This window comes from Saccharothrix variisporea (assembly GCF_003634995.1).
Classification (GTDB): Bacteria; Actinomycetota; Actinomycetes; order Mycobacteriales; family Pseudonocardiaceae; genus Actinosynnema; species Actinosynnema variisporeum.
Window position 1 is genome coordinate 5,657,512 of sequence record NZ_RBXR01000001.1, and the last position, 23,655, is coordinate 5,681,166.

Below are 23,655 nucleotides of genomic sequence, written 5' to 3' on the forward strand. Positions count from 1 at the left end.
CGGAGGTCACCCGGTCGGGCAAAATGGCTAACCGGTGTCAATGAGTTGACGGTTACTTCGCCACATCGGGGCCCGTCGCCGCCTACAGTGGAGGGGTGACTGGTCTGGCGGCCGGCTGGGACCACGCGGCTCTCGCGCAGGGTCGAGCCGGCGATGCGGAACACGATGTGGAGCTGCTGCTCGCTTTCCTCAACACCCGAGACGTCGAACTGGGCACGGACGTCCTCGACGACGCCGCCGCCTGGCGCACCTGGGTCGCCGAACGCGGCTTGGGCGAGACGGGCGACCTGGCCGAAGCCCGAGCCGTCCGCACCTCGCTGCGCGCGTCCCTGGGCGAGCGGTCCGAACGCCTCGACGGCCCCGACCCCACCCCGGCCGCGGGCTTGATCCGGGTCGACCTGAGCCACGGGGTGCCCATGATGTCCAGCGAGGACGCCTTGGGAGCCGTCCTGGGCGCGGCGGCGCGGCTGGCGGTGCTGGGATCGTGGGAACGGTTCAAGATCTGCCAGGCGGACGGCTGCCTGTGGGCCTTCTTCGACCGGTCGAGGAACCGGTCCCGGATGTGGTGCTCGATGCAGGTCTGCGGGAACCGGGAGAAGGCGCGCAACTGGCGGGAACGGCGCGCGCTGAGCGTGTCGTAGGCCGGGCCGGGCGCGGGCCGGGCGCGGGCTGGGCGCGGGCTGGGCTGGGCGCGGGCTGGGCTGGGCGCGGGCTGGGCTGGGCGCGGTCGGGCTGGGCGCGGTCGGGCTGGGCGCGGACGGGCTGGGCGCGGCTGGGCTGGACCGGTTGAGTCGGGCTGGTTGGGTCGGGCTGGGCTGGGCGGGTCGGGGTTGGCTGTGTCGCGTCGGGCGTTGTCCGCCCGCCCAGCCCCACCCAGGCCACCCCGCACAAGCCCCGAAGAGCACCCGCCTGCGGCGGAGCCGCCCTGCGGCGGCCGGCACGGCCCCGGCTCCGCCGGGCCGTGCGCCCCGCGCGCAGCGCGGGTCCGCGCGCGAAGCGCGCTGGGCGCGCCCGCGCGCCTGGCTTGTGCAGGGTGGCCTGGGTGGGGGTGGGCGGGCGGACAACGCCCGACGCGACAAAGCCCCCGCACCCCGCCCCGCGCTCGCCCGCACCCCGCACCGCGCTCGCCCTGCGCCCGCCCGCACCCCGCCCCGCGCTCGCCCTGCGCCCGCCCGCACCCCGCCCCGCGCCCGCCCCGCGCCCGCCCGCACCCGCCCTGCGCCCGCCCCGCGCTCGCCCTGCGCCCGCCCTGCGCCCGCCCGCACCCCGCCCTGCGCCCGCCCGCGCTCGTCCTGCGCCCGTCCTGCGCCCGCCCGCGCTCGTCCTGCGCCCGCCCGCGCTCGCCCTGCGTCCTCCCGCGCCCGCCCAGCGCCCACCCTGCGCCCGGCGGCCCGTGTCACACCACCAGCTGGCCCACCGCGTAGATCACCAACCCCGCCAACGCGCCCACCACCGTGCCGTTGATCCGGATGAACTGCAGGTCCCGCCCCACCTGCAACTCGATCTTCCGCGAAGTCTCCTCCGCATCCCACCGCTCCACCGTGTCCGTGATCAGCGTCGTGATCTCGTGCCGGTAGTTCGACACCACGTGCCCCGCCGCGCCTTCCAGCCACCCGTCGACCTTGGCGCGCATGGTGTCGTCCTCGACCAGTCGCCGCCCGAACGACATCAACCCCTCCCGGACGCGCTTGCGCAGCTCCGACGACGGATCCTCGGCGGCCGTCAGCAGCATGCCCTTCGCCGTCCCCCAGGCCGACCCGATCAGGCGTTGCACGTCCGGGTGGTCGATCACCTGCTGCTTCACGTTCTCCGCCCGCTGCATGGTGGCCGGGTCGTGCTGCAGGTCGGCCGCGAACTCGATCAGGAAGTGGTCCACCGCCTGGCGCATCGGGTGGTTGACGTCGGTCTTCACCGCCCACGCGAAGTTCAGCAGCTCCGAGTACACCTTGTCGGCCAGCAGGGAGTCCACGAACTTCGGCGACCACGTCGGCGCGCGGTCGGACACGACCGTCATGACCCGGTCGTAGTTGTCGCGCACCCAGTCGTAGGCCCGGTCGCACACCAGGTCCACCAGCTTGTGGTGCGCACCGTCCGTCAGCACCTGCCCGAGCAGCTTGCCCAGCGGCGGGCCCCAGGGCTGGTCGGTCAGCCGCCGGACGACCGCCTGCTCGACGATCGCCTGCACGTCGTCGTCCCGCAGCACCGTGACCGCGCCCTTGATGACGTTGGCCAGTTCGGACGTCACCCGCTCGGCGTTGTCGGGCACCGACACCCACGCGCCGACCCGCCGGGCCACGCCCACGCGGCGCAGTTTGTCCTTCACGACGTCCTCGGCCAGGAAGTTCGTGCCGACGAACGACCCGAGCGCGTCGCCGAAGGTGTTCTTCCGGGTCGGGATGATCGCCGTGTGCGGGATGGGCAGGCCCAGGGGGCGTCGGAACAGCGCGGTCACGGCGAACCAGTCGGCCAGGGCGCCCACCATGCCCGCCTCGGCCGCCGCCCGCACGTACCCGATCCACGCCGGTCCGCCGTCCTCGAAGACCAGGGCCACCAGGAAGATCGCCGTCGCCGCGAGGAAGAACCCCGTGGCGACGAGCTTCATCCGGCGCAGGCCCGCGCGCTTGAGCTGGTCAGCGGCCGTCAGTTGCTCCACGACGCCATTGTCCGTGAAGATTCGGGCTTGTGCGGGAACCAGCGCTAGTCACCAGGATGCGGCCGTTCACCTCGACGATCTTCGCGGAGATGACCGCGTTGGCGGTCCGCACCGGGGCGGTGAACCTCGGGCAGGGTTTCCCGGACACCGACGGCCCGGCCGGGATGCTGGCCGTCGCCAAGGACTCGATCGACGGCGGGCTCAACCAGTACCCGCCCGGCCCCGGCATGCCCGTGCTGCGCGAGGCCATCGCCGAGCACCGCGCCCGGTACGGCACGAACTACGACCCGGACACCGAGGTCCTGGTCACGGTCGGGGCCACCGAGGCGATCGCCGCGTCGCTGTTGGCGCTGGTGGAGCCGGGTGACGAGGTCGTGCTGATCGAGCCGTACTACGACTCGTACGCGGCGTGCGTGGCGCTCGCGGGCGGGACCCGCCGGTCCGTGGGCCTGGTCGAGGAGCCGGGCACGGGTCGCCTGGGCCTGGACGTCGAGGCCCTGCGCGCGGCGATCGGTCCGAAGACCCGGGTGATCCTGGTCAACACCCCGCACAACCCGACCGGCACCGTCCTCAACCGGGACGAACTGGCCGAGATCGCCCGGCTGTGCGTCGAGCACGACCTGGTCGCGATCACCGACGAGGTCTACGAGCACCTGGTCTTCGACGACGTCGAGCACGTGCCGCTGGCGTCCCTGCCCGGCATGGCGGCGCGCACGATCGCGATCTCGTCGGCGGGCAAGTCGTTCAACTGCACGGGCTGGAAGATCGGCTGGGTGTGCGCGCCCGCGGGGCTGGTCGGGGCGGTGCGGGCGGCCAAGCAGTTCCTCACGTTCGTCGGCGGGGCCCCGTTCCAGCCGGCCGTGGCGCACGCGCTGCGCAACGAGTTGGAGTGGGTCGAGGGGCTGCGGACGTCCTTGCAGAACAAGCGCTCGCGCCTGGCCGAGGGCCTGGCGGAGGCGGGCTTCGCGGTGCGGCCCTCCGAAGGCACGTACTTCATCACCGCCGACGTCCGCCCGCTCGGCTTCACCGACGGCTTGCAGCTGTGCCACGAGCTGCCGGAACGCATCGGCGTGGCGGCGGTCCCGGTCCAGGTCTTCACCGACCACCCGGAGCAGTGGCAGCACCTGGTCCGGTTCGCGTTCTGCAAGAAGGACGAGGTCCTGGACGAGGCCATCCGCCGCCTCCACAAGCTCAACGCCTAGCCGCCGGACGTCTGGACGCTAGACGTCCGAAGGCACCTCGGCGCGGGTGCCGGCCAGGCGCTCCTGCACCAGGGCGTGGCGGAACTGGTAGCAGGCGCCGGCCTGGCGCAGGACGCCCAGCTTGCGGGCGTCCTCCAGGAAGACCATCAGCTCCCACGGCAGCTTCCCGCGCACCGCCAGCCAGATCCGCGCCACCGTGAACCACCACCACCGCAGGCGCAGCACGGACAGCGTGAACCCCAGCATCAGGCCGCTGGCCAGGCCCAACCCGACCATGCCCGTCTGCCGCGGCCCGAACACCAGGCCCGCCGCCGCGCCGAACACCACCGACAGCACCAGCGAGCCCGTCCACACCGCGATCCGGTCCCGCGCCATCGTCCACTTCGGACTCGACGGGTGGGTCAGCTCCGCGTTGTCCGCCAACGCGAACCGCAGCGCCACCGCCACCGCCACGCCGAGCCCGACCACGAGACCCGCCGACACCCCGTACAGCGCGCCGAACGCCAGCCCCACGGCCGTGCCCGCCACGCCGCTGACCACGACCAGGCTCCGCCACACCCCCAGGCGCGGCTTGGGTTCCCCGGTGCCGGACGCGTGCAGGGCGGCGGCGGCCACGAGGAGGCCGGCGGCCAGGCCCGTCCACGGCGCGAACTTCGGCGAGCTCGCGTAGGCCATCAGCCACGCCACGCCGACACCGCCGATGGTCCCCAAGGCGAGCGCGCCCAGCAGGGCCAGCCACGTCCCGTGCACCGACCGCCGCACCCGCCACCAGGCGATGTCCTCCATGCCCGCCGCACGCGCGAGGAACGCCAGCCACCGCCGCGCCTTGTCCCGCGGCCACACCTGGCTCGCCCGCGCCTGGTGCGCCACGCCCCGGTCGCCGAAAGCGCCGTCGACCAGCGCGTCCACCAGGTGGTCCTCGATCGACCGGCGGTCGGGGAAGCGGCCCCGGTCCAGCAGTTCGCTGGGCTCGCCGTGCGCGTAGACGACCCCCGCGAGCCACACCGACAGCGGCGTCGACAGGGCTTCGGCCAGGCGGCCGTCCGGCTCGTCGCGCAGGTGCAGGAAGATCGGCTCCCAGCGGGCCGCGGTCAGCGGGTCGGCGTGGGCGCGCAGGTAGCCCGCGATCTCCTCGTGGTCCAGCGGTTGCAGCTCCACCACGTCCGCCGCCGGCACCGGCACGCCGATCTCGGCGAACTCGTCGTACCGGCTGGTCAGCACCAGCGGCGAGGACCGGGGGAACGCCCGGTTGATCCGCTCCAGCGCGTCCGCCCGCTTGGCGCGCGGGATGCGGTCCAGGCCGTCCAGCACCGGGAACACCCGCCGCTGCTCGATCAGCAGGTCGGCCGCGTAGCTGCCGTACAGCTCGGTGTTGCGCAGGGCCGGGTGGTCCTCGTAGAGCCGGTGGGTCATCCACGTCCGCACGTCCTCGACGTCCGGGTCCCAGGTCGACAGCGGCAGCAGCACGGGCACCGGCCCGTCGACGTGCCGGTCGAGCAGGCCGATCGTCAGCAGCATCGCCACCGTGCTCTTGCCGGACCCGGCCTCGCCGAGGAACACCATCCGCCGCTCGCGCTCGAACGCGCCCACCACCGCGTCGCTGCGGCCCGGCCGGCCGTGCGCGGAACTCCAGTGCAGGTCGAGCAGGTCGTCACCGAGTCCGCGGGCCTTCGACTCCTCGGTCCACTGCGCGTGCAGCGCCTTCGCCAGCGCGGTCACCGCCGCGTCGAGGTTGTCGTCGGTCGCGAGCCCGGCCGCGCGCCGCCGGTGCAGCCACGGGTCGAACGCGGCGAGGAACGCGAGGAACCCGACCGCCAGCCCGGACAGCCACAGGTCGGGGTCGATGCCGTAGTCGGTGACGAACAACCCGGCCGCCGCGAGCAGGGCGGCCAGGACACACCCCACGAGCACGGCGCGTTGGCGAAATCGGGACACGAGGGCATCATGTCCCACCCGTCACCGCTGGTGGTGACGCGGTCACCCCCGTGTCGTGCGTACGCTCGGGTATGTGATCTGCCCCAAGTGCCACGAGGCGATGCGGACCATCGCCCGCGGGTCCGTGCACATCGACCAGTGCGACAACTGCAAGGGCGTCTTCCTCGACGGCGGTGAGCTGGAACAGATCATCGCGGCCGAGCAGGCCCACTACGCGCAGCCACCCGCCTACCCGACCGACGTGCCCGGTGGGGTGCCCGGTGGGGTGCCCGCGCACCCAGGCGGCCCCGGTGTGCCGGCTCATCCGGGCGGGTCCGGTGTGCCCGCCTACCAACCGCCGCCCGCCGCGCCCGGGACGCCGCCGCCCTACCAGCCGCCGCCGGGCACGGTGCCGGGTCCGCCGCCGCCCGGGTACCCCGGTGGCTACCAGGACTACCGGCACTACCCGCACCGCCGGCGCAGCTTCCTGGAGGAGCTGTTCGACTGAGCCGCTCAGATCGGCCAGGTCAGCGCCGAGCCGTCGAGGGCGAAGTGCTGCTCGTCGCGGCTCGCCGTGAAGGTGAAGTGCTGCCGGCGGGGACGGCCGAGGTTGCGCCAGGTCTCGTAGGCCTGTTCGGCCGAGGTCCACAGCTCGCGCGGGCCGCCCTGGTCGACGACGCCGTCGTGGTACCGGACCCACGAGCCGTCCGGGTGGACCAGGCGCACCGGGTCGCCCGCCGTCACCACGTCCGGTAGGGCCAGGCCCGCGAAGAACTCGAAGCCGGACACCGGGTCCACCACCGCCCGCGCGGGCAACGGGGTGGTGCGGGAGGTCGTCGCCGGAGCGGTGGCCGCCGTCGCGAGAGCCGCCTCGGCCCAGGACTGGTTGTGCGCGCGCAGCGGCATGAACCGGCCGTCGTCGATCATGACCCGACCGGTCGCGACGCCGTCGTGCACGACCAGGCGCAGCAAGCCCGCGCCCAGTGCCCGGTTGAGCGTCGTCACGATCATCCCGCCCGGCTCGACCTGGTCCAGCCACGCCACCGGCACCCGCGACACCGCGCACGTCCCCAGCACCCGCGAGTACGGCGCCCGCTGCGGGAACCCCAGCTCGCCGTCCGCCTCGGCGCACCACGGCCGGTACCCCGCCTCCGCCAGCCGCGCCACGGCCCGCGCGAGCACACCGCCGTCCACGTCCACCGAGGTCACCGCCCCGGACCCGAGCACGTGGCACAGCAGGGCCGCGTTGTAGCCGGTGCCCGTCCCGATCTCCAGCACGGTGTCGCCGGGGCGCACGTCCAGCGCCTCCAGCATGATCGCCATGATCGTCGGCATGCTCGACGAGCTGGTGGGTACCCCTTCCACGGGGCGACCGGTCGCGAGTGCTTGCTCCCAGGCCGCGTCCGACCCGTCGAGCTGGGTGACGCACACCTGGTTCCGGTAGACCGCCTCCAGGTGGTCCGGGGCGTCGGACGTCACCGCCCGCCACGTGCCGCCGGGGCCGGGCGTGAAGAACCCGGGCAGGAAGACGTGCCGCGGTACCTGGCGAAACGCCTCGACCCACCGCGGGTCGGCGAGCACGCCGGCGGCCACGAGCGAGTCGACCAGCTCGTCGCGGAGGTTCGCCGCCGGGTCCACCGCCCCACCGTAGCGCTGTGGGCGAGCCCACGTCCGGTTTGCTAGCAGAGCGCTTGCAACTGCTAGCACCCGCGCGTACCGTCGGTGCCAGGACGAGGAGGTGCCCCGGGACGTGGACAAGTCCATCGACAAGGCGGTCGCCGACCTGGGCCGCGACATCGGCGAGTACATCCGCCAGCAGCGCAACACCGCCAAGATCTCGTTGCGCCAACTGGCGAAGCTCGCCGGGGTGTCCAACCCTTACCTCAGCCAGATCGAGCGGGGACTGCGCAAGCCGAGCGCGGAGATCCTCCAGCAGATCGCCAAAGGGCTGCGGATCTCGGCGGAGGCGCTCTACGTCGAGGCCGGGATCCTCGAACAACGCGCGGGCGGCGCGCTGGCCGACGCCATCGTCACCGCCCCGGACCTGACCGAGCGGCAGAAGCAGGTGCTGCTCGACGTCTACGAGTCGTTCCGGCGGGAGAACGCCGCGAAGAACACAGACCAGCACACCGAGGAGTGAGTGATCTCCATGCCGAACCTGCCCACCACCGAGGAACTGCGCAAGGCCGGCGAGCAGGCCGTCGCCGCCGCCCGGACGCCGCTGCTGGCCGCCCTGGGCGCGGGTGACCTGGCCGCCAAGGCCGTCATCGAGGCGCTGAACAAGGCCAAGGAGCGCGTCGAGGCGAGCAAGAACGCCGCCGAGTCGACCGACTTCTCCGGCCTGAAGGAGAAGTTCGACCCGGCCGAGCTGCGCAAGGTCGTCGACGCCTACACCCAGTCCGCGCTCAACCTGTACCAGTTCCTGGCCGAGCACGGCCAGGAGGCGCTGGACAAGATCAAGTCCGCGCCGCAGGTGCAGAAGGCCATCCACCAGGTGGAGGAGGCCGTCGAGACCGCGCAGAAGCGCACCGGCGCCGCCGCGGCCGACGCCCGCGAGCTGGCCGACGACGTGCTCGGCAAGGTCACCCGCCGGACCCGTTCGGTCGGTGAGAAGGTGGCCAACGACGTGGACGAGGCGAGCGAGAAGCTGGCCGAGACCGTCGTCGAGGTCGGCGGTGACGTGGCGCACGAGGTCCGCAGCACCACCCGCAAGGCCGCGAACCGCACCGCCGCCGCGCGCACCACGCCGGTCCGCAAGCCGGCCGCGCCGCGCTCCACCACGGCCAAGAAGCCGGGCGGCACCACCAAGTGAGTGCCGAGGTCACGGGGCGTCTCCCACGGGAGGCGCCCCGTTCCCGTCCGGGCGGGTGCCCGGCGTCTCGCGCGGGGGTGTCCGGTTTCGGCTGTACGCCGCCGCCGCGCAGCACGTAGCCTGGGTGGCGTGTTGTTCCCGATCCCGCCCCTCGACCTGTCGCTACTCGACGTCTGGGTCATGTTCCTGGCGTACTACGCCGGACTGATCACGGGTGTTTTCGCGTTCGCGCACGCCCTGTCGCAGCGGGCGGACGCCTTCACCGCGGCGGAACGGCTCACCAAACCCGCGTGGCTGGGCATCACCGGCGGCGGCACGTTCGCGCTGCTGCTGTTCAGCCTCGCCGGCCCCGGGCTGATGTTCTGGCTCGCGGGCCTGGTGGCGGTGCTCGTCTACCTGGTGGACGTGCGGCCCCGCCTGATCGAGGTCCAGCGCGGCCCGCGGTGGTGACCTACCGGACCTTCGGCTCCGGCACACCGGTCACCCTCGTCGGCCACGGCCTCGGCGCCACCCCGGGTGAAGCGCGCCTGCCCACGTCCGGCCTGCGCGGCACGAAGGTCGTCGTCACGCTGCCCTCGCACGGCGACGCCCCGGACGCGCCGCCCGGCTACTGGGACTACCGCCGCATCGCCGCCGACCTGCGCGCCGTCGCGCGGGAGACCGGGGCGACGCAAGCGATTGGCGTGTCCCTGACCTCGGCCGCCCTGATCGCGCTGCTGGCCGACGAGCCGGCCGCGTTCGAGAAGGTCGCCCTGCTCCTGCCCGCCGTGCTGGACGAGCCGCGGCCGTTCCTGGCGCGCGAGTTCGCCATCACGGTCGTCGGCGGACCGCCCGAGTACCAGGCCGAACGCCGGCAGGCGTTCACCCGCCTGGACGACGCCCTGGCCGAACTGCCCGGCAAGACCGCCGTCCCCGACCGGTCCGTGCTGCACGCCGTCGACATCCCGGTGCTGGTCGTGGGCGCGACGGACGACCCGCTGCACCCCGAGCACATCGCGAAGGAGACGGCCGCCGCGTTCCCGAACGGGCGACTGGAACTGGTGCCGTCGTGGCTGACGCACCGCGCCGACGTCCGCACGTGGTTGGTCGACTTCCTGCACGGGTAGCCGAACGGCATGGCCGAACAGAAGAAGATCGCCTTCCTGGTCGCCGCGGAGGGCATCGAGCAGGTCGAGTTGACCGACCCCTGGCAGCACGTCGAGAAGGCGGGCGCGGTGCCGAGGCTGCTCGCGCCGAAGCTCGGGCAGGTCCAGGCGTTCGAGCACCTCACCCCGGCCGACACGTTCGACGTGGACGTGCCGTTCGCGCACGCCGACCCGGCCGACTACGACGGTGTCGTGATCCCCGGCGGTGTGGCCAACAGTGATTTCCTGCGCATGGATCGGGACGCTGTGGCCTTCGTCAAGGCGCACGTGGCGGCGGGCAAGCCGGTCGCGGCGATCTGCCACGGGCCGTGGCTGCTGGTCGAGGCGGACGTGGTGCGCGGCAAGACGCTCACGTCGTTCCCGAGCCTGGCCACGGACATCCGCAACGCGGGCGCGCAGTGGGTGGACGAGGAGGTCAGCGTGAGCACCGAGGGCGGCTGGACCCTCGTGACCAGCCGCAAGCCCGACGACCTGCCCGCGTTCAACCGCGAGGCCCTGAAGGCGTTCGAGCTGTAGGACAGCCCTGGGCGGGGATGTGCACCTCCCCGCCGGAACCGATCAGAGCCGGGTCTGCGCGTACGCGGCGATCGCGTCGCGCACCCACTCGGCGAACCCCTCGGCGTGGGCGTCGAACTGGACCTTGAAGTCCGGTGCGTCGACGTACAACCGGCCCAGGCCCGTGTACGACTCGCGGTCGGGCGTCCAGCTCAGGCAGATCCACCGGTAGTGCCGGTCGGTGACCTCCTGGACCTCCGGCGCGTCCGGCGCGGCGCCCGCGTCGAACAGCTCGCCGAACGCCTTCGCGACGGCCTGCCACTCCGCCGTGAACGCGTCGGCGTCGGCCTTGGTCCAGCCCTGCGCCCGGCGCTTGCTCTCGTCGATGTGCTCCTGGACGCCCTCGCCGTACCGCTCGACCAGTTCCGCCTCGTAGCGGGCCTGGCGGTCGGCGTCGAAGCCCTCGAACAGCTCCTCCATCTTCATCGTGTGCTCACCCCCTTCCAGCTCCTCGATCGTGCGGGCGACGGTCTCGCTCAACCGCGCGAGCCGCTCCTGCTCGGCGTGCAGCCACTGCTGGTGGTTGCGCAGCACGTCGACCGTGCGGTGCCGGCCGTCCAGCACCTCGGCGACCGTGTCCAGGTTCAGCCCCAGGTCGCGCAGCAGCAGGATCTGCTGGAGCCGCAGCAACTGCTCGCGCTCGTAGTACCGGTAGCCGTTGCCGCCGATCCACGCCGGTGCGAGCAGCCCGATCGAGTCGTAGTGCCGCAAGGTCCGCGACGTCACCTTGGACATGCGTGCCACTTGCGCGATCGACCAGGCCATTCACCGTCACCTCCCCTTGCCCGAGCCACGGTAGAGGTTGACGCAGCGTCAACGTCAAGCCGAGTTCGACGGGCTCTGCGGCAAGATGGACGGCGTGTGGACCATCGCCGGAACCTTGAAGCCCGTGCCCGTCCTCGACCGGCTCGACCTGGTCGCCGAACCTGTCGCCGCCGCTCTGCGGGGGCTTGCCGACGCGGGGCGGGTCGCGGTCAGCGAGATCGACCCGAGCCTGGCCGACACCGCCGAGTTCTGCGCCCACTACGGCTCGCCGCTGGAGGCGTCGGCGAACTGCGTGATCGTCGCGGGCAAGCGGGGCGACACCGTCCGGTACGCGGCTTGCGTCGTGCTGGCCACCACGCGTGCCGACGTGAACGGGGTGGTGCGGCGTCGGCTGGACGCGCGGCGGGCGTCGTTCGCGCCCATGGAGGACGCGGTTCGCTTGACGGGCATGGAGTACGGCGGGATCACGCCCGTCGGGCTGCCTGCGGAGTGGCCGGTCCTGCTGTCGCCTGAGGTTGCCGCCGCGCCCGAGCTGGTGATCGGGAGTGGGATTCGGGGCAGCAAGGTGCTGGTGCCCGGTGAGGTGTTGGCCAAGCTGCCCGGCGCGGAGGTGCTGGAGGACCTGGCGCGGCCGGCCGGGTGAGCCGGGTCGGGCGGGTCAGGCGGGTTAGGCGGGTAGGCCGGTGCGGGTGGGGTAGGCCGGGTCGGGTGGGGTGGGTCGGGCGGGGTAGGCCGGGTGGGTCGGGTCGGCTGGGTGGGTCGGGTCGGGTGGGTGGGTGGGTCGGGTCAGGCGGGGTAGCCGCGGAGGAACTCCACGGCCTCGTCGAGGTCGTCGGTGACGAGGATCCAGCGCTCGGCCTCGCGACCCGCCGCGAGTCGCTGCACGAGCGGCGCGGCGGGGACCTCGTGCACCCAGAAGTCGGTGCCCAGGAACACCATCGGCGCGGGCGGGCCGACCGAGCCGTAGTGGTTCTGGGTGTAGTCCTGGAAGACCTCCTGCACTGTGCCCGCGCTGCCCGGCGTGTACACGATGCCGCCGGTGGCGACGGTCAGCAGGCCCTCCTCGCGCACCGAGTTGGCGAAGTACTTGGCGTGCAGCTCGCACGCCGGGTTCGGCGGCTCGTGCCCGTAGAACCAGGTCGGGATGCCGATCGTGCGCGGCCGGTCGAACGTCGGCAGGTCGGTCGGGAACGCGGCGATCCAGCGGCCGATGGACTCGGCGTCGCCACCGAACCGCGGCGCTCTCGCGAGTTCCTTCAGCACCCCGTCGTCGACCCCGACCCGCACCCCGAGCGGCACGGCCTCCATCGCCCCCGGCCCGCCCCCGGTGAGCACGGTGAACCCGGCCTCGCCCAACCGCGCGCCCAGCTCGACCGCCCGCCGGTAGCCGGCGGTGTCCCGCGCCAGAGCGTGCCCGCCCATCACCGCGACCGGCGCACCTTCGAGGACTTCGTCCAACGCCTCGGTGATGGCGTGGTCGTGCAGGCGTTCGGCGAGGGCGTGCAGGGGGTCGGGGTGGTGGCCCTGCTGCTTGCTGTGCCGGTAGATCCGGGCGTCGGGGGTGTCGGCGTACGACTCGGGCCGGGAGGGGTCGAACCCGGCGAACAGCTCCGCCGGGGTGTAGAGCGAGGAGCGGTAGACGTGGTAGGGCACGTCGGGGATGTCCGGGAACACCAACGCCCCGGCCGCGTCCGCCCGCCGGCGTGTGGCCTGCGACAGGGCGCAGCCTAGGAACAGCGCTCCGTCCAGCGGGGTTCGCAGGTCGTGGTTCGAGAGATCGAGCCCGACCAGGACTGCGCCCCGTAGGTCGGCGGTCAGGGCCTGCTCGACGGAGGTGATCTCGGTGCGCACGAGCCGCAGCCTACGTTCTCAGGGTGCGCTGCGCGGGCTCAAGATCAAAAGATGAAAAGATCAAAAGATGAAAAGATGACAAGCGGCGCTCGCCGCGCGGCAGGCCGCCAGCGGGGGGTGAAGGGCGTCGGTTCCCCCGCCGTATGGCCTGGCGGAGCCAACCACATTTTGGGCCGGGTGCCGCGAAATTTTTGGCTCGTTCCTCGCAAAAAATTTGGCTGCACCCGGCCCAAAATGCGGTAGCCCTTCGGGCAGGCCATACGGCGGGGGAACCGAGGCCCTCCACCTGTGGTGGTCACCACCGGAGACAGCGCGCTGCGCGCGGAAACCGGAAAGCGGAAAGCGGTGGGCGGTGGGCGGTCTAGAAGATCACTGTCTGGTTTCCGTGGACCAGGACGCGGTCCTCCAGGTGCCAGCGCAGGCCTCGGGCCAGGACGACCTTCTCGATGTCCCGGCCCTTGCGGACCATGTCCGGGATCGAGTCGGTGTGGTCCACGCGGATCACGTCCTGTTCGATGATCGGGCCCTGGTCCAGGTCCGCCGTCACGTAGTGGCACGTGGCACCGACCAGCTTCACGCCCCGGCTGTGCGCCTGGTGGTACGGGCGTGCGCCGATGAAGGACGGCAGGAAGCTGTGGTGGATGTTCAGCGCGCGGCCCGCCCAGTCGGCGCACAGTTCCGCCGGCAGGATCTGCATGAACCGGGCCAGCACCACCGCGTGCGGCTTGTGGGCGTCGACCAGTTGGCGCAGTTGGGCGAACGCGGCCTGCTTGCCCTCCGGGTCGTTGGGCGGGAAGGGCACGTGGTGGAACGGGATGCCGTGTGCCCGGGTGATGCCGGCCAGGTCGGCGTGGTTGCCGATGACGGCGGACACGTCCACGTCCATCTCGTGCGACGCGACCCGGCCCAGCAGGTCGTACAGGCAGTGCCCTTCCTTGGACACCAGGATCACCACGCGCTTGCGCTCGCCGGTGTCGCTGATCCGCCAGTTGGCGTTCGCGCCCAGTTCGCGCGCCACCTGGCCGAACCGGGCGCGCAGCTCGTCGGCCCCGAAGGGCAGGGAGTCGGCGCGGACCTCCTGGCGGGTGAAGAACCAGTTGGTCGACGGGTCGGTGTGGTAGGCGGCCTCGACGATCCAGCCGCCGTGCTCGGCCAGGAAGGAGGAGATCCGCGCCACGATGCCGGTGCGGTCCGGGCACCCGAAGGTGATCACATAGCGTCGCTCTACCACGGTTCAGCAGTATTCACGGTCGTGGCAGCGAGTCCAGCAGCGACCTGTCACCCGAAACGATGGCTCCGCTCGGCCGTCCCCACGCCGCGCGGTAGAGGGCGTCGGCGGTGCCGGCGACGGTGGTGTCCTCGTCGGTCGCCGAGTCGGTCGGGGTGCCGGTCTCGGGCACCTGGCCGGGGGCGATGCGGAGCTCCCACGTGCGGCCCGCGTCGGCGGCGTGGAACAGCAGGCGGCCTTCGCGCTCGACCGGGTGGACCTGGGCGGCGCGCACCAGCAGCCGGGTCAGGTACTCGTCGACGCCGTCTGCGGCGAACTCGGTGTCCCACAACAGGGTCGGGACCTCGTGGCCGTGCAGGGCGTGCTCGGCGTCGAGCCGGTGGATCGCGATCTCGTGCGCCTGCCGGCGGGACCAGAACCCGGCGACCTTCGGGCCGACGAACGTCCACGTCGGGGTGTCCGGGTGCAGGCTCGCCAGCAGCCGCTCCAGCTCGGTGAACCGGTCGTCCCACCAGGTCAGCAGGTCGTCCCAGTCCTGCGGGCGGGGCGTGGCCTTGGGGCGCTCGCCTTCGGCGGGGGTGTGCAGGGCGGTCAGCGCCCAGGAGTGGACGCCCGCGAGGTGGTCGACGAGCTTGCGGACGGTCCAGCCGGGGCACGTCGGCACCGGCACGTCCGGCCCGGCGGCGAGGACGGCGGCCCGCAGCGCGTCGTACTCGGCGCGGGCGTGTGCGAGGTAGTCGTGGTGCTGCACCCGCCCGAGCCTAGGGCCGCACCGTTTCCCACGGCACGGTGACCTCGCCCAACCGCCACCGCTTCCGGTCGTCCAGCACGGGCCACTTGGCGCTGAGCAGGCGGACCGCCTCCACCCACCGGGCGCGCGGGCCGAACGGGGCGTAGGTGGCGGCGGTGGCCCAGCACGCGTCCAGCTCGGCGAGCAGGGCGTGCACGCGTTCGCCCGGGACGTTGCGGTGGATCAACGCCTTGGGCAGGCGTTCGGCCAGGTCACCGGGGGTGTCGAGGTCGCGCGGCAGGCAGGACAGCGTGAAGGTCCGCGGTCCGTCCGCGGTCAGGGCGACCCAGGAGCAGCGCCGCCCGATCTCGTCGCACGTGCCCTCGACCAGGACGCCGCCGGGCGCGAGCCGGCCGACCATCGTGTCCCAGGCTTCCGCCGCCTGCTCCTCGGTGTACTGGCGGAGCACGTTGAACGCGCGCAGCAGCAGCGGGCGGCGGCCGGCCAGTTCGAAGCCGCCGCGCCGGAACTCCAGGTGCGGCGGGTCGGCCACCGCCTCGCCGGCGGCGACCCGTTCGGCGTCCAGTTCCAGGCCGAGGACGCGGAGGCCCGGGTTGAGGTGGCGCAGCCGGGCCGCCATCTCGACGGTCGTGATCGGCGACGAGCCGTAGCCGAGGTCCACGACGAGCGGGTCGTCGGCGCTTGCCAGGAGCGGACCGAAGGCGTGCGCGACCCACCGGTCGACGCGGCGCAGCCGGTTGGGGTTGGTCGTGCCCCTGGTGGGCAGGCCGAGCGCGCGGGCCCGGCCCGCCGCTAGGCGCGGCGTGCGAGCCATTCGGCGGTGAACTCGGATTCCTTGTCCAGCAGCAGGGCGACCTGCTCGACGATCAGCGACTCCAGCTTGCCGCCCATCAGCGGGATGCTCACCTTGACCTGACCCACGAGGGTGAGTTCGCTCCCACCGCCGGCGGCGTCGGCGACGGTGAACGTCCCGTCGAGGCGACCCGGCACGCCGTTCAGCGTGACCTCGACCGTGCCCGTGTACCCGGCCTCGGTCCACGACTCGGCCCGGTCGATGATCAGGTCGCCGCCCAGCACGCTTCGGGCCATCGAGGGCAGCTTGTCCGCGGGCACACCCTGCTTGAGCTGGTAGGACGTGGTGCCATCGGCCTTGTCGAAGGCGATCAGCGCGGCGCCGGTGCCGCCCAGGACGTCCAGCCGGTCGCGCAGGTAGGTCTCGTCCACCAGGGCGGAGTAGACGTCCGCGGCCGGCCAGCGGGACGTCGTCAGGTGCTCGATGCGGCGTGCCATGCCGCGGAGGCTACCGTTGACGCCCGTGACCACCCCGCTGTCCAGCACCCACGTGCGGCTCGCCGAGCACACCACGCTGCGGCTCGGCGGCCCGGCGACCCGGTTCGAGCGCGCCACCACGGCCGCCGACCTGGTCGAGGCCGTGCGCGCGGTGGACGCCTCCGGCGAACCGCTGCTCCTGCTGGGCGGCGGCTCCAACCTCGTGGTGTCCGACGCGGGCTTCACCGGCACCGTCGTGCAGGTCGGCACGCGCGGCCGGCGCCTGGACCCGCTGGGCGACGGCCTGGTGCAGCTGACCGTCGAGGCCGGCGAGGACTGGGACTCGGTGGTCGCCGAGGCGGTGTCGCAGGGCCTGGGCGGGCTGGAGTGCCTGTCCGGCGTCCCCGGCCTGGTCGGCGCGACCCCGGTCCAGAACGTCGGCGCGTACGGGGTGGAGATCTCGCAGGTCCTGACGTCGGTGGACCTCCTGGACCGCCGCACCGGCCGCGTCCACCAGGTGCCCGCGCACGACCTCGGCCTGGCCTACCGCACCAGTGTGTTGAAGGGCACGGACCGGGCCGTGGTGCTGCGGGCGAGGTTCGCCCTCACGTCCGGCGGCCAGTCCGCCCCCATCCGGTACGCCGAACTGGCCCGGGTGCTGGGCGTGTCCCAGGGCGACCGGGTCCCCGCCGACGCGGCCCGCAAGGCGGTCCTGGAGCTGCGCCGCGGCAAGGGCATGGTGCTCGACCCGGCCGACCACGACACGTGGAGCGCGGGCTCGTTCTTCACCAACCCGGTCCTGGACGCCTCCACCCTGGCCGGCGTGCTGATCCGGATCGCCGAACGCCTGGGCCGGCACGTCGAGGTGCCCACCTACCCGGGCGGTCCGGGCGCGAGCAAGCTGTCGGCGGCGTGGCTCATCGAACGCGCCGGCTTCACGCGCGGCCACCGCGGTCCGGGCGGCCGGGTGGCGCTGTCGAGCAAGCACACCCTGGCCCTCACCAACCGCGGCGGCGCCTCCACCGAGGACCTGCTGGACCTGGCCCGCGAGGTCCGCGACGGCGTCCGGGCGGCCTTCGGCGTCGAGCTCCACCCTGAACCGGTCCTGGTCAACTGCGAACTCTGACCGCCTCGCCCCGCGACGCCGGAGGCGGCGCAATCGAACAGAGCCGAACGGGTGACCAGGTGTGACGAAACCTCACGCCGCGCGTTTCATGGAGGCAGAGCTTCCTGTTGGAGGTCGTCATGGTGGGCGGCGGGCGTGAGGTGGTTTCGGCCATCAAGCGGTTGGTCGAGGGCGACTTCCTGGGCCGGCCCGGTGTGGTCGGGGTGGACGTCGGCGAGAAGGTCGTCGGCGGGCGGGGGACCGGGGTTCCGGCGGTAGTCGTCTTCGTGCGGGAGAAGCGGGATTCCGCGCAGTTCACGATTCCGTCCGAAGTCCTCGGTGTCCCCACGGACGTCGTGGAGGACACCTTTTACCCGCACCACACCTTGGCCTCCCCGGAAGGTGTCAGCGGGGCCGAGCGGCACGACGTGCTGGCCGGGGGCATCGGGATCGGGCCGAGTCGGGCGGTGCGGTTCGTGCCGCCGGACGTGCCCGAGGCGGACGACTACCTCGTGGCCGGGACGCTCGGTGCGTTGGTGACGCCCCGGAACCGCAGGCGCACCATGGCGTTGACGGCCTTCCACGTGGCCTGCGTGGACGACGCCTGGGCGGTCGGCGACCCGATGGTGCACCCCTCGCGGGTGGACGGCGGGCACCCCTACCGGGACCAGATCGGCGTCCTGGCGCGGGCCGCGTTGGCCGGGAGCGTCGACGCGGCGGCGATCCTGCTCACCACGCCCAAGGTGCGGGCCGAGGTGTTCGGCGTCGGACCCGTTGCGGGACGGGGGAAGGCGAAGATCGGTCAACGCGTGCGCAAGCGCGGGCGCACGACCGCCCTGACGGAAGGCGTGATCGCCTCCACCGAAGCGACGATCACGCTGGACTTCGGCGCGGGCCTGGGTGTGCGGACGTTGCGCGACCAGATCCGGGTCGAGGGGCCGTTCGCCGACCACGGCGACTCGGGCGCGGTGCTGCTGGACGACGACAACCGGGTGGTCGGCCTGTACTGCGGCGGCAGCGACAAGCGCGGTTTCGCCAACCCGATCGCCGACGTCCTCGACCAGCTCGACGTGGACCTGATCGCGCAACCGTCCACTTAGGACACGTCAGGACCGGTGCACCCGCGTGGCCGACGCCTGCGCGCGCGGCTTCATGACGATCTGGTCCAGGTTCACGTGCGACGGCCGGGTCACCGCGAACGCGATCACGTCGGCCACGTCGTCCGCGGTCAGCGGCTCCACGCCCGCGTACACCGCCGCCGCGCGCTCGGTGTCGCCCCCGAACCGGTTGACCGAGAAGTCGGTCTCCACCATGCCGGGCAGCACCTCGGTGATCCGCACCGGCTGCCCGAGCAGCTCGCCGCGCAGCGTCCGGTGCAGCGCCGACTGGGCGTGCTTGGCCGAGGTGTAGCCCGACCCGTTGTCGTAGGCCTCGTACGCGGCGACGGACGTCACGGTGACGATGTGGCCGTCGCCGGACTCGATCAGCTTCGGCAGCAGGCCCTTGGTGACGCGGAGCGTGCCCAGGACGTTGGTCTCCCACATCCAGCGCCAGTCGTCCTCGTCCGCCGACGCCACGGGGTCCAGCCCGCGCGCGCCACCGGCGTTGTTGACGAGCACCCGCACGGCCGGGACGGCGTCCAGGAAGGCCGCGACCGACTCGACGGAGGTCACGTCCAGCTCGACCGCCGTGCCGTCGATGTCGTCCGCGATAGTCTTGAGGAGGTCGAGCCGCCGGGCGCCGAGCACGACGTGGAAGCCTTCGGCGGCGAGCCTGCGCGCGGTGGCTTCGCCGATTCCCGCGCTGGCTCCGGTGACTACTGCGATAGGACGGGTCACAGCGGTGATCCTAGGGTTGTGACGGGAGTCACCCGCACCGAAAGCCGCGGTGGACGTCCTTATCGTTCGGGAGGTCGAAGTGCGCAAGAGAGTCACGGCCCTGCTGCTGGCGGGCCTCGTGCTGGCCGGGTGCTCCGCCGAGGTCCAGTCCGGTTCCGCGAAGCCGGAGGGCGGCGACAAGCCGCCGGTGGCGAAGTTCACCACCGCACCCGCCGACGGCGCGACCGAGGTGCCGGTCAACCAGCCGGTCACGGTCACCGTCGCCGAGGGCACGATCGACGAGGTCACGCTGACCAACCCCGAGGGCAAGGCCGTCGAGGGCAAGGTCGCGGCGGACAAGAAGACCTGGTCCAGCGCCGAGGCGCTGGGCTACGGCAAGAGCTACACCTACGCGGGCAAGGCGACCGGCACCGACGGCAAGAAGGTCGAGCTGAAGGGCGCGTTCACCACGGTCACCCCGGCCTCGGTGGTGCGCGCCACGCTGTTCCCGGCCGACGACCAGACCGTGGGCGTCGCCGTCCCGATCATGGTGCAGTTCGACGCCGAGGTGACCGACCGGGCCGCCGCCGAAAAGGCGCTGACCGTCACCAACTCCGCCAACGTCAAGGGCAGCTGGGCCTGGCTGAACGCCAAGGAGGTCCACTACCGGCCCGAGGCGTACTGGCCCGCGAACACCAAGGTCCACGTCGAGGCCAAGCTCTACGGCGTGCACTACGGCGGCGGCGCGTACGGCAAGGCCGATGTGACCAGCGACTTCACCATCGGCCGCAACCAGGTCGTGAAGATCGAGACCGGGTCGCACCAGCTCGTGGTGCAGCGCGACGGCCAGACCGTGGCGACCTACCCGGCGTCGTTCGGCAAGGACGACGACCCGGAGCTGACCACCCCGAACGGCACGTTCGTGGTCATGCAGAAGGACGCCCAGTGGAGCTTCGACAACCCGCGCTACGGCTACACCAACGTGCTGAAGAAGTGGGCCGTCCGGTTCTCCAACCACGGCGAGTTCATCCACGAGAACAACGACAACGCGGGCAACATCGGCCGCGTCAACAGCTCGCACGGGTGCGCGAACCTGCTCGAGGCCGACGCCAAGGCGTACTACGACAGCGCCCTGATCGGCGACCCGGTGGAGGTCACGGGTTCGATCACCACGCTGCCCGCCCAGTACGACTGGTACGACTGGCAGATCCCGTGGGCGCAGTGGCAGACGATGTCCGCGCTCTGATCACTTGAAAAGGCCCGGTGGCTCGCCAAGAGCCACCGGGCCTTTCTGCTACGCGCCGAACTCGTACCGGTGGACCTCGCCGGTCTCCACGAGCCGGAAGCCCGCCTTCTCCAGCACGCGGACCGACGCCGGGTTGGTCGGCTCCACGCCCGCGTGCACGGTCGTCACGCCGGGTGCGGTGAGGGCGTGCGCGGTCAGGGCACTGGTGGCCTCGGTGGCGTAGCCGAGGCCCTGCCGTGACGGAACGACGCCGTAGCCGATCTCCAGGCGGCCCTCCACCGGTGGCCAGAACAGGCCGAGGGAGCCGACGACCAGGCCGGTGGCGCGTTCGACGAGCAGGCGGTGGCCGAACTCGCCACGCCACCGCGGCTGGTCGGCGAGCAGGCCCGCGATCACGCGGTCCCCGTCGGCGGGGAAGTCCTCCGCCCAATGCGGCAGGTGGGCGCCGGCGGCGATCGCGGCCAGGTCGGCGTCGGTCCACGCGGGCAGGTCGAGACGATCAGTGCTGATCAAGGGGGGTTCTCCGAAGTCTTCGAGATGGGGTCGCGCGCTCAGCGCGGCGACCGGGTGAGGGCAGGCTGAAGACGGCTGCGGGCAGCCATATTCACCAGCTCCTCGGCGCTCTCGAAGATCGACTCCACCGCGAGGCTAGCACGACGGGGTGTGATGTCGGGGTGCATCGGGAAGCGATGGGGTCGTCCCGGCGTTGACCCAGGTCGTGCTGACTTCTCTCCTCACCGCCGAGGGCGTGCGGCTCGCCGTCCGGCAGGGCGGGACCGCCGGCCCGGCGGTGGTGCTGGTGCACGGCTGGGCGCAGTCCGGGGAGGTGTGGTCGCACCAGCTCGCCGACCCGTCCTTCCGCGCGTACGCCCCCGACCTGCGCGGACACGGCGCGTCGGACGCCCCCGAGGACGGCTACGGCGACTCGGCGGTGTGGGCGGGCGACCTGCGGACCGTGCTGGACCACACCGGTCCCGCGGTGCTGGTCGGCTGGTCGTACGGGGGCCTGGTGATCGCCGACTACGTGCGCTTCCACGGGACCGCCGACGTGCTCGGGCTGGTGCTGGTCGGCGCCATCACCGAGATCGGCCGCGGCCGTCCGGGTGGTGCGACCGGCCCCGCGATGCGCGCGGCGCTCCCCGCCGCCCTGGCCGAGGACCCGGCGGTGGCGGTGCCCGCGCTGGCCGAGTTCTACGAGCACCAGGGGCGCTTCGACGGGCCGACCCGCCAGTGGATGCTCGGCACGGCCCTGCGGGTACCCGCCAGGGTGCGCGGGGCGCTGTTCCGGCGGGACGTGGACTCCGCCGAGGTGCTGCGGGCGGTGGACAAGCCGACACTGGTGGTGCACGGCACCGCCGACGAGGTGGTGGACCCGGCCGCCGGGGCGCACGCGGCGGCCACGATCCCCGGAGCCGAGTTGCGGACCTATGAGAACACCGGACACGCGCCCTTCCTGGAACACCCGGAGCGCTTCGCCGCCGACCTGGCCACCTTCATGACCCACACCGCGGGTGTGACCGCGCCCGCCGCCCGGACCGCGGAGGTGGGGCGGTGAAGCGGGTTGCGGTGTTGTCGGTGCACACCTCGCCGTTGGAGCAGCCCGGCACCGGGGACGCGGGCGGCATGAACGTCTACATCGTGCAGACCGCCGTGCGGATGGCCCGGCGCGGTGTCGAGGTGGAGATCTTCACCCGTGCCACCTCCTCCGACCTGCCGCCGGTCGCCGAGCTCGTCCCCGGCGTGACCGTGCGGCACGTCGTCGCCGGGCCGTTCGAGGGCCTGGGCAAGGAGGAGCTGCCCGGCCAGCTGTGCGCGTTCACCGCGGGTGTGCTGCGTGCCGAGGCCCGCCAGGAGCCCGGCCACTACGACGTCGTCCACTCGCACTACTGGCTGTCCGGCCAGGTCGGCTGGCTGGCCCGGGAGCGCTGGGGTGTGCCGCTGGTGCACACCGCGCACACCCTGGCCAAGGTCAAGAACGCCAACCTCGCCTCCTGCGACGCCCCCGAACCGCGGCTGCGGGTGATCGGCGAGGAACAGGTGGCCGCCGAGGCGGACCTGCTGGTCGCCAACACCGACGTCGAGGCGGGTGAGCTGGTCAAGCTCTACGACGCCGACCCGGCCAAGGTCGCCGTGGTGCCGCCGGGGGTCGACCTCGACCGGTTCACGCCCGGTGACCGGGACGCGGCGCGCGCCGCCCTGGGTCTGCGCGAGGACGCGGTGGTGCTGGCGTTCGTCGGCCGCATCCAACCGCTCAAGGCGCCGGACGTGCTGGTCAACGCCGCCGCCGAGCTGCTGCGGCGGGAACCCCACCTCAGGGACCGGCTGGTCGTGCTGGTCGTCGGCGGCCCGTCGGGGTCCGGCATGAAGACGCCGGAGAGCCTGCGGGAGCTGGCCGGTCACCTGGGCATCTCGGACGTGGTCCGGTTCCTGCCGCCGCAGGGCGGCGAGGCGCTGGCGCGGGTGTACCGGGCGGCGGACGTGGTGGCCGTGCCCAGCCACAACGAGTCGTTCGGGCTGGTGGCGCTGGAGGCGCAGGCGTGTGGCACGCCCGTGGTCGCGGCGGCGGTCGGCGGGCTGCCGGTGGCCGTGCGGGACGGCGTGTCGGGCCTGCTGGTCGCGGGCCACGAGCCGGACGCGTGGGCGAAGACGCTGGCCGAGCTGGTGCTGCACCCCGCGTACCGGGAGGAGTTGGCGAGCAACGCCGTGGGGCACGCCCGCCGGTTCTCCTGGGACCGCACGACTGATTCACTGCTCGCCGGGTACGCCCGAGCCCGGGACGTGTTCCGCGAGGAGGTGTTCGCTTGAGCCTGGACGAGACCATCGCGTCCGCTTTGGACGACCGAGAGCTGGCCTACCAGCACAAGGAGCCCGGCAAGTTCTTCGTGACCCTGCCCGGCACGAAGAAGCTGCAGACCAACTGCTGGCTGGTCGTCGGCCGGCACGCCCTGGTCGTCGAGGCGTTCGTGTGCCGCAACCCGGACGAGTCGCACGAGGACGTGTTCCGCTTCCTGTTGCGCCGCAACGCGAAGCTGTACGGGGTGCACTACACGATCGACACCCGCGGCGACATCTACCTCGTGGGGCGGATCGCCCTGCACGCGGTGACGCCGGAGGAACTGGACCGGGTGCTCGGCCAGGTGGTGGAGGCCGCGGACGGCGACTTCAACACGCTGCTGGAGATCGGCTTCAAGGGCGCGATCCAGCGCGAGTGGGACTGGCGGGTCTCGCGCGGCGAGTCCCTGGCGAACCTGAAGGCGTTCCAGCACCTGGTTTCTGAATCGTGATCGAGTGAGGCGCAACTGACCGTCGCCGAAGTTCCGTCTGCCGGGTGACACGAACCAC

26 protein-coding genes are annotated in these 23,655 nt (G+C 72.6%); 15 read left to right on the forward strand and 11 right to left on the reverse strand.

Annotation, left to right across the window (positions count from 1 at the left end; all coding sequences use genetic code 11):
- Positions 1 to 95 precede the first annotated feature (95 nt).
- Positions 96 to 641 carry a CGNR zinc finger domain-containing protein gene (locus DFJ66_RS25660; protein ID WP_246029901.1) on the forward strand — a complete coding sequence of 182 codons (546 nt, stop codon included), beginning with the start codon at positions 96 to 98 and terminating at the stop codon, positions 639 to 641.
- A gap of 755 nt (positions 642 to 1,396) precedes the next feature.
- On the opposite strand, the gene DFJ66_RS25665 is transcribed toward DFJ66_RS25660, so the two are convergent.
- The gene (locus DFJ66_RS25665) at positions 1,397 to 2,602 is read right to left on the reverse strand and encodes a DUF445 domain-containing protein (protein ID WP_121231737.1); all 1,206 of its coding nucleotides are present in this window, start codon (positions 2,600 to 2,602) and stop codon (positions 1,397 to 1,399) included.
- Between the two features lie 80 nt (positions 2,603 to 2,682).
- Between DFJ66_RS25665 and DFJ66_RS25670 the strand changes: the two genes are divergently transcribed.
- The gene (locus DFJ66_RS25670) at positions 2,683 to 3,855 is read left to right on the forward strand and encodes a pyridoxal phosphate-dependent aminotransferase (protein ID WP_121224566.1); all 1,173 of its coding nucleotides are present in this window, start codon (positions 2,683 to 2,685) and stop codon (positions 3,853 to 3,855) included.
- Positions 3,856 to 3,873: 18 nt separating this feature from the next.
- On the opposite strand, the gene DFJ66_RS25675 is transcribed toward DFJ66_RS25670, so the two are convergent.
- Entirely contained in the window at positions 3,874 to 5,790 is a 1,917-nt protein-coding gene (locus DFJ66_RS25675) for an NACHT domain-containing protein (RefSeq protein WP_246029902.1), read from the reverse strand.
- A gap of 73 nt (positions 5,791 to 5,863) precedes the next feature.
- On the opposite strand from DFJ66_RS25675, the gene DFJ66_RS25680 reads away from it, so the two are divergent.
- A complete protein-coding gene (locus DFJ66_RS25680; protein ID WP_121224570.1) occupies positions 5,864 to 6,277 on the forward strand; it encodes a TFIIB-type zinc ribbon-containing protein in 414 nt (137 codons plus the stop codon).
- 5 nt (positions 6,278 to 6,282) lie between these two features.
- On the opposite strand, the gene DFJ66_RS25685 is transcribed toward DFJ66_RS25680, so the two are convergent.
- Entirely contained in the window at positions 6,283 to 7,407 is a 1,125-nt protein-coding gene (locus DFJ66_RS25685) for a methyltransferase domain-containing protein (protein WP_246029903.1), read from the reverse strand.
- Positions 7,408 to 7,519: 112 nt separating this feature from the next.
- Between DFJ66_RS25685 and DFJ66_RS25690 the strand changes: the two genes are divergently transcribed.
- The 5 genes from DFJ66_RS25690 to DFJ66_RS25710 all read left to right on the forward strand — a co-directional run bounded on the left by DFJ66_RS25690 (position 7,520) and on the right by DFJ66_RS25710 (position 10,242).
- Entirely contained in the window at positions 7,520 to 7,909 is a 390-nt protein-coding gene (locus tag DFJ66_RS25690) for a helix-turn-helix domain-containing protein (RefSeq protein ID WP_170199658.1), read from the forward strand.
- Between the two features lie 9 nt (positions 7,910 to 7,918).
- Positions 7,919 to 8,581: a hypothetical protein gene (locus DFJ66_RS25695; protein WP_121231743.1), complete on the forward strand. Its 663-nt coding sequence runs from the start codon at positions 7,919 to 7,921 to the stop codon at positions 8,579 to 8,581.
- A gap of 156 nt (positions 8,582 to 8,737) precedes the next feature.
- A complete protein-coding gene (locus DFJ66_RS25700; protein ID WP_397556276.1) occupies positions 8,738 to 9,031 on the forward strand; it encodes a DUF2516 family protein in 294 nt (97 codons plus the stop codon).
- Positions 9,025 to 9,687, forward strand: a complete 663-nt coding sequence (locus tag DFJ66_RS25705; RefSeq protein ID WP_246029904.1) for an alpha/beta fold hydrolase — start codon at positions 9,025 to 9,027, stop codon at positions 9,685 to 9,687. The genes DFJ66_RS25700 and DFJ66_RS25705 overlap by 7 nt, the downstream gene beginning before the upstream one ends.
- A 9-nt stretch (positions 9,688 to 9,696) precedes the next feature.
- Entirely contained in the window at positions 9,697 to 10,242 is a 546-nt protein-coding gene (locus DFJ66_RS25710; protein WP_121224572.1) for a type 1 glutamine amidotransferase domain-containing protein, read from the forward strand.
- A 42-nt stretch (positions 10,243 to 10,284) separates the two neighbouring features.
- Here DFJ66_RS25710 and DFJ66_RS25715 read toward each other — a convergent pair whose 3' ends face one another.
- Positions 10,285 to 11,046 (reverse strand): MerR family transcriptional regulator, encoded by a 762-nt coding sequence (locus DFJ66_RS25715; RefSeq protein WP_121224575.1) that lies wholly within the window; start codon positions 11,044 to 11,046, stop codon positions 10,285 to 10,287.
- Between the two features lie 85 nt (positions 11,047 to 11,131).
- On the opposite strand from DFJ66_RS25715, the gene DFJ66_RS25720 reads away from it, so the two are divergent.
- Positions 11,132 to 11,689: a YbaK/EbsC family protein gene (locus tag DFJ66_RS25720; RefSeq protein WP_121224577.1), complete on the forward strand. Its 558-nt coding sequence runs from the start codon at positions 11,132 to 11,134 to the stop codon at positions 11,687 to 11,689.
- A gap of 143 nt (positions 11,690 to 11,832) precedes the next feature.
- Here the strand turns inward: DFJ66_RS25720 and DFJ66_RS45115 are convergent, their stop codons facing one another.
- The 5 genes from DFJ66_RS45115 to DFJ66_RS25745 form a co-directional block, all read right to left on the reverse strand.
- A complete protein-coding gene (locus DFJ66_RS45115) occupies positions 11,833 to 12,897 on the reverse strand; it encodes a hypothetical protein (RefSeq protein ID WP_121224579.1) in 1,065 nt (354 codons plus the stop codon).
- 361 nt (positions 12,898 to 13,258) lie between these two features.
- Positions 13,259 to 14,110 carry a formyltetrahydrofolate deformylase gene (gene purU / locus DFJ66_RS25730; protein ID WP_121224581.1) on the reverse strand — a complete coding sequence of 284 codons (852 nt, stop codon included), beginning with the start codon at positions 14,108 to 14,110 and terminating at the stop codon, positions 13,259 to 13,261.
- Positions 14,111 to 14,141: 31 nt separating this feature from the next.
- Positions 14,142 to 14,876 (reverse strand): maleylpyruvate isomerase family mycothiol-dependent enzyme, encoded by a 735-nt coding sequence (locus tag DFJ66_RS25735; RefSeq protein WP_121224583.1) that lies wholly within the window; start codon positions 14,874 to 14,876, stop codon positions 14,142 to 14,144.
- Positions 14,877 to 14,886: 10 nt separating this feature from the next.
- Positions 14,887 to 15,690: a class I SAM-dependent methyltransferase gene (locus DFJ66_RS25740; protein ID WP_121224585.1), complete on the reverse strand. Its 804-nt coding sequence runs from the start codon at positions 15,688 to 15,690 to the stop codon at positions 14,887 to 14,889.
- On the reverse strand, positions 15,669 to 16,166 hold the full coding sequence (locus DFJ66_RS25745; protein WP_170199660.1) for a DUF2505 domain-containing protein: 498 nt from the start codon (positions 16,164 to 16,166) through the stop codon (positions 15,669 to 15,671). Before DFJ66_RS25745 ends, DFJ66_RS25740 begins: the two co-directional genes overlap by 22 nt.
- On the opposite strand from DFJ66_RS25745, the gene DFJ66_RS25750 reads away from it, so the two are divergent.
- Together DFJ66_RS25750 and DFJ66_RS25755 are read left to right on the forward strand one after the other, a co-directional pair.
- A complete protein-coding gene (locus DFJ66_RS25750) occupies positions 16,165 to 17,271 on the forward strand; it encodes a UDP-N-acetylmuramate dehydrogenase (RefSeq protein WP_246029905.1) in 1,107 nt (368 codons plus the stop codon). The genes DFJ66_RS25745 and DFJ66_RS25750 overlap by 2 nt on opposite strands.
- A 107-nt stretch (positions 17,272 to 17,378) precedes the next feature.
- Entirely contained in the window at positions 17,379 to 18,350 is a 972-nt protein-coding gene (locus DFJ66_RS25755; RefSeq protein ID WP_246029906.1) for a S1 family peptidase, read from the forward strand.
- A gap of 6 nt (positions 18,351 to 18,356) precedes the next feature.
- On the opposite strand, the gene DFJ66_RS25760 is transcribed toward DFJ66_RS25755, so the two are convergent.
- Positions 18,357 to 19,088, reverse strand: a complete 732-nt coding sequence (locus tag DFJ66_RS25760; RefSeq protein WP_121224592.1) for an SDR family NAD(P)-dependent oxidoreductase — start codon at positions 19,086 to 19,088, stop codon at positions 18,357 to 18,359.
- 79 nt (positions 19,089 to 19,167) lie between these two features.
- Here DFJ66_RS25760 and DFJ66_RS25765 point away from each other — a divergent pair, with 79 nt between their 5' ends.
- A complete protein-coding gene (locus DFJ66_RS25765; protein ID WP_121224594.1) occupies positions 19,168 to 20,313 on the forward strand; it encodes a L,D-transpeptidase in 1,146 nt (381 codons plus the stop codon).
- A 48-nt stretch (positions 20,314 to 20,361) separates the two neighbouring features.
- On the opposite strand, the gene DFJ66_RS25770 is transcribed toward DFJ66_RS25765, so the two are convergent.
- Entirely contained in the window at positions 20,362 to 20,826 is a 465-nt protein-coding gene (locus DFJ66_RS25770) for a GNAT family N-acetyltransferase (RefSeq protein WP_246029907.1), read from the reverse strand.
- A gap of 205 nt (positions 20,827 to 21,031) precedes the next feature.
- On the opposite strand from DFJ66_RS25770, the gene DFJ66_RS25775 reads away from it, so the two are divergent.
- From DFJ66_RS25775 to DFJ66_RS25785, 3 genes are read left to right on the forward strand one after another with little or no spacing between them, the layout of a single operon-like run.
- Positions 21,032 to 21,868, forward strand: a complete 837-nt coding sequence (locus DFJ66_RS25775) for an alpha/beta fold hydrolase (protein WP_121231753.1) — start codon at positions 21,032 to 21,034, stop codon at positions 21,866 to 21,868.
- Entirely contained in the window at positions 21,865 to 23,118 is a 1,254-nt protein-coding gene (gene mshA / locus DFJ66_RS25780; RefSeq protein ID WP_121224596.1) for a D-inositol-3-phosphate glycosyltransferase, read from the forward strand. Before DFJ66_RS25775 ends, mshA begins: the two co-directional genes overlap by 4 nt.
- On the forward strand, positions 23,115 to 23,597 hold the full coding sequence (locus DFJ66_RS25785; protein ID WP_121224598.1) for a type III secretion system chaperone family protein: 483 nt from the start codon (positions 23,115 to 23,117) through the stop codon (positions 23,595 to 23,597). The genes mshA and DFJ66_RS25785 overlap by 4 nt, the downstream gene beginning before the upstream one ends.
- The last annotated feature ends 58 nt before the right edge of the window (positions 23,598 to 23,655 follow it).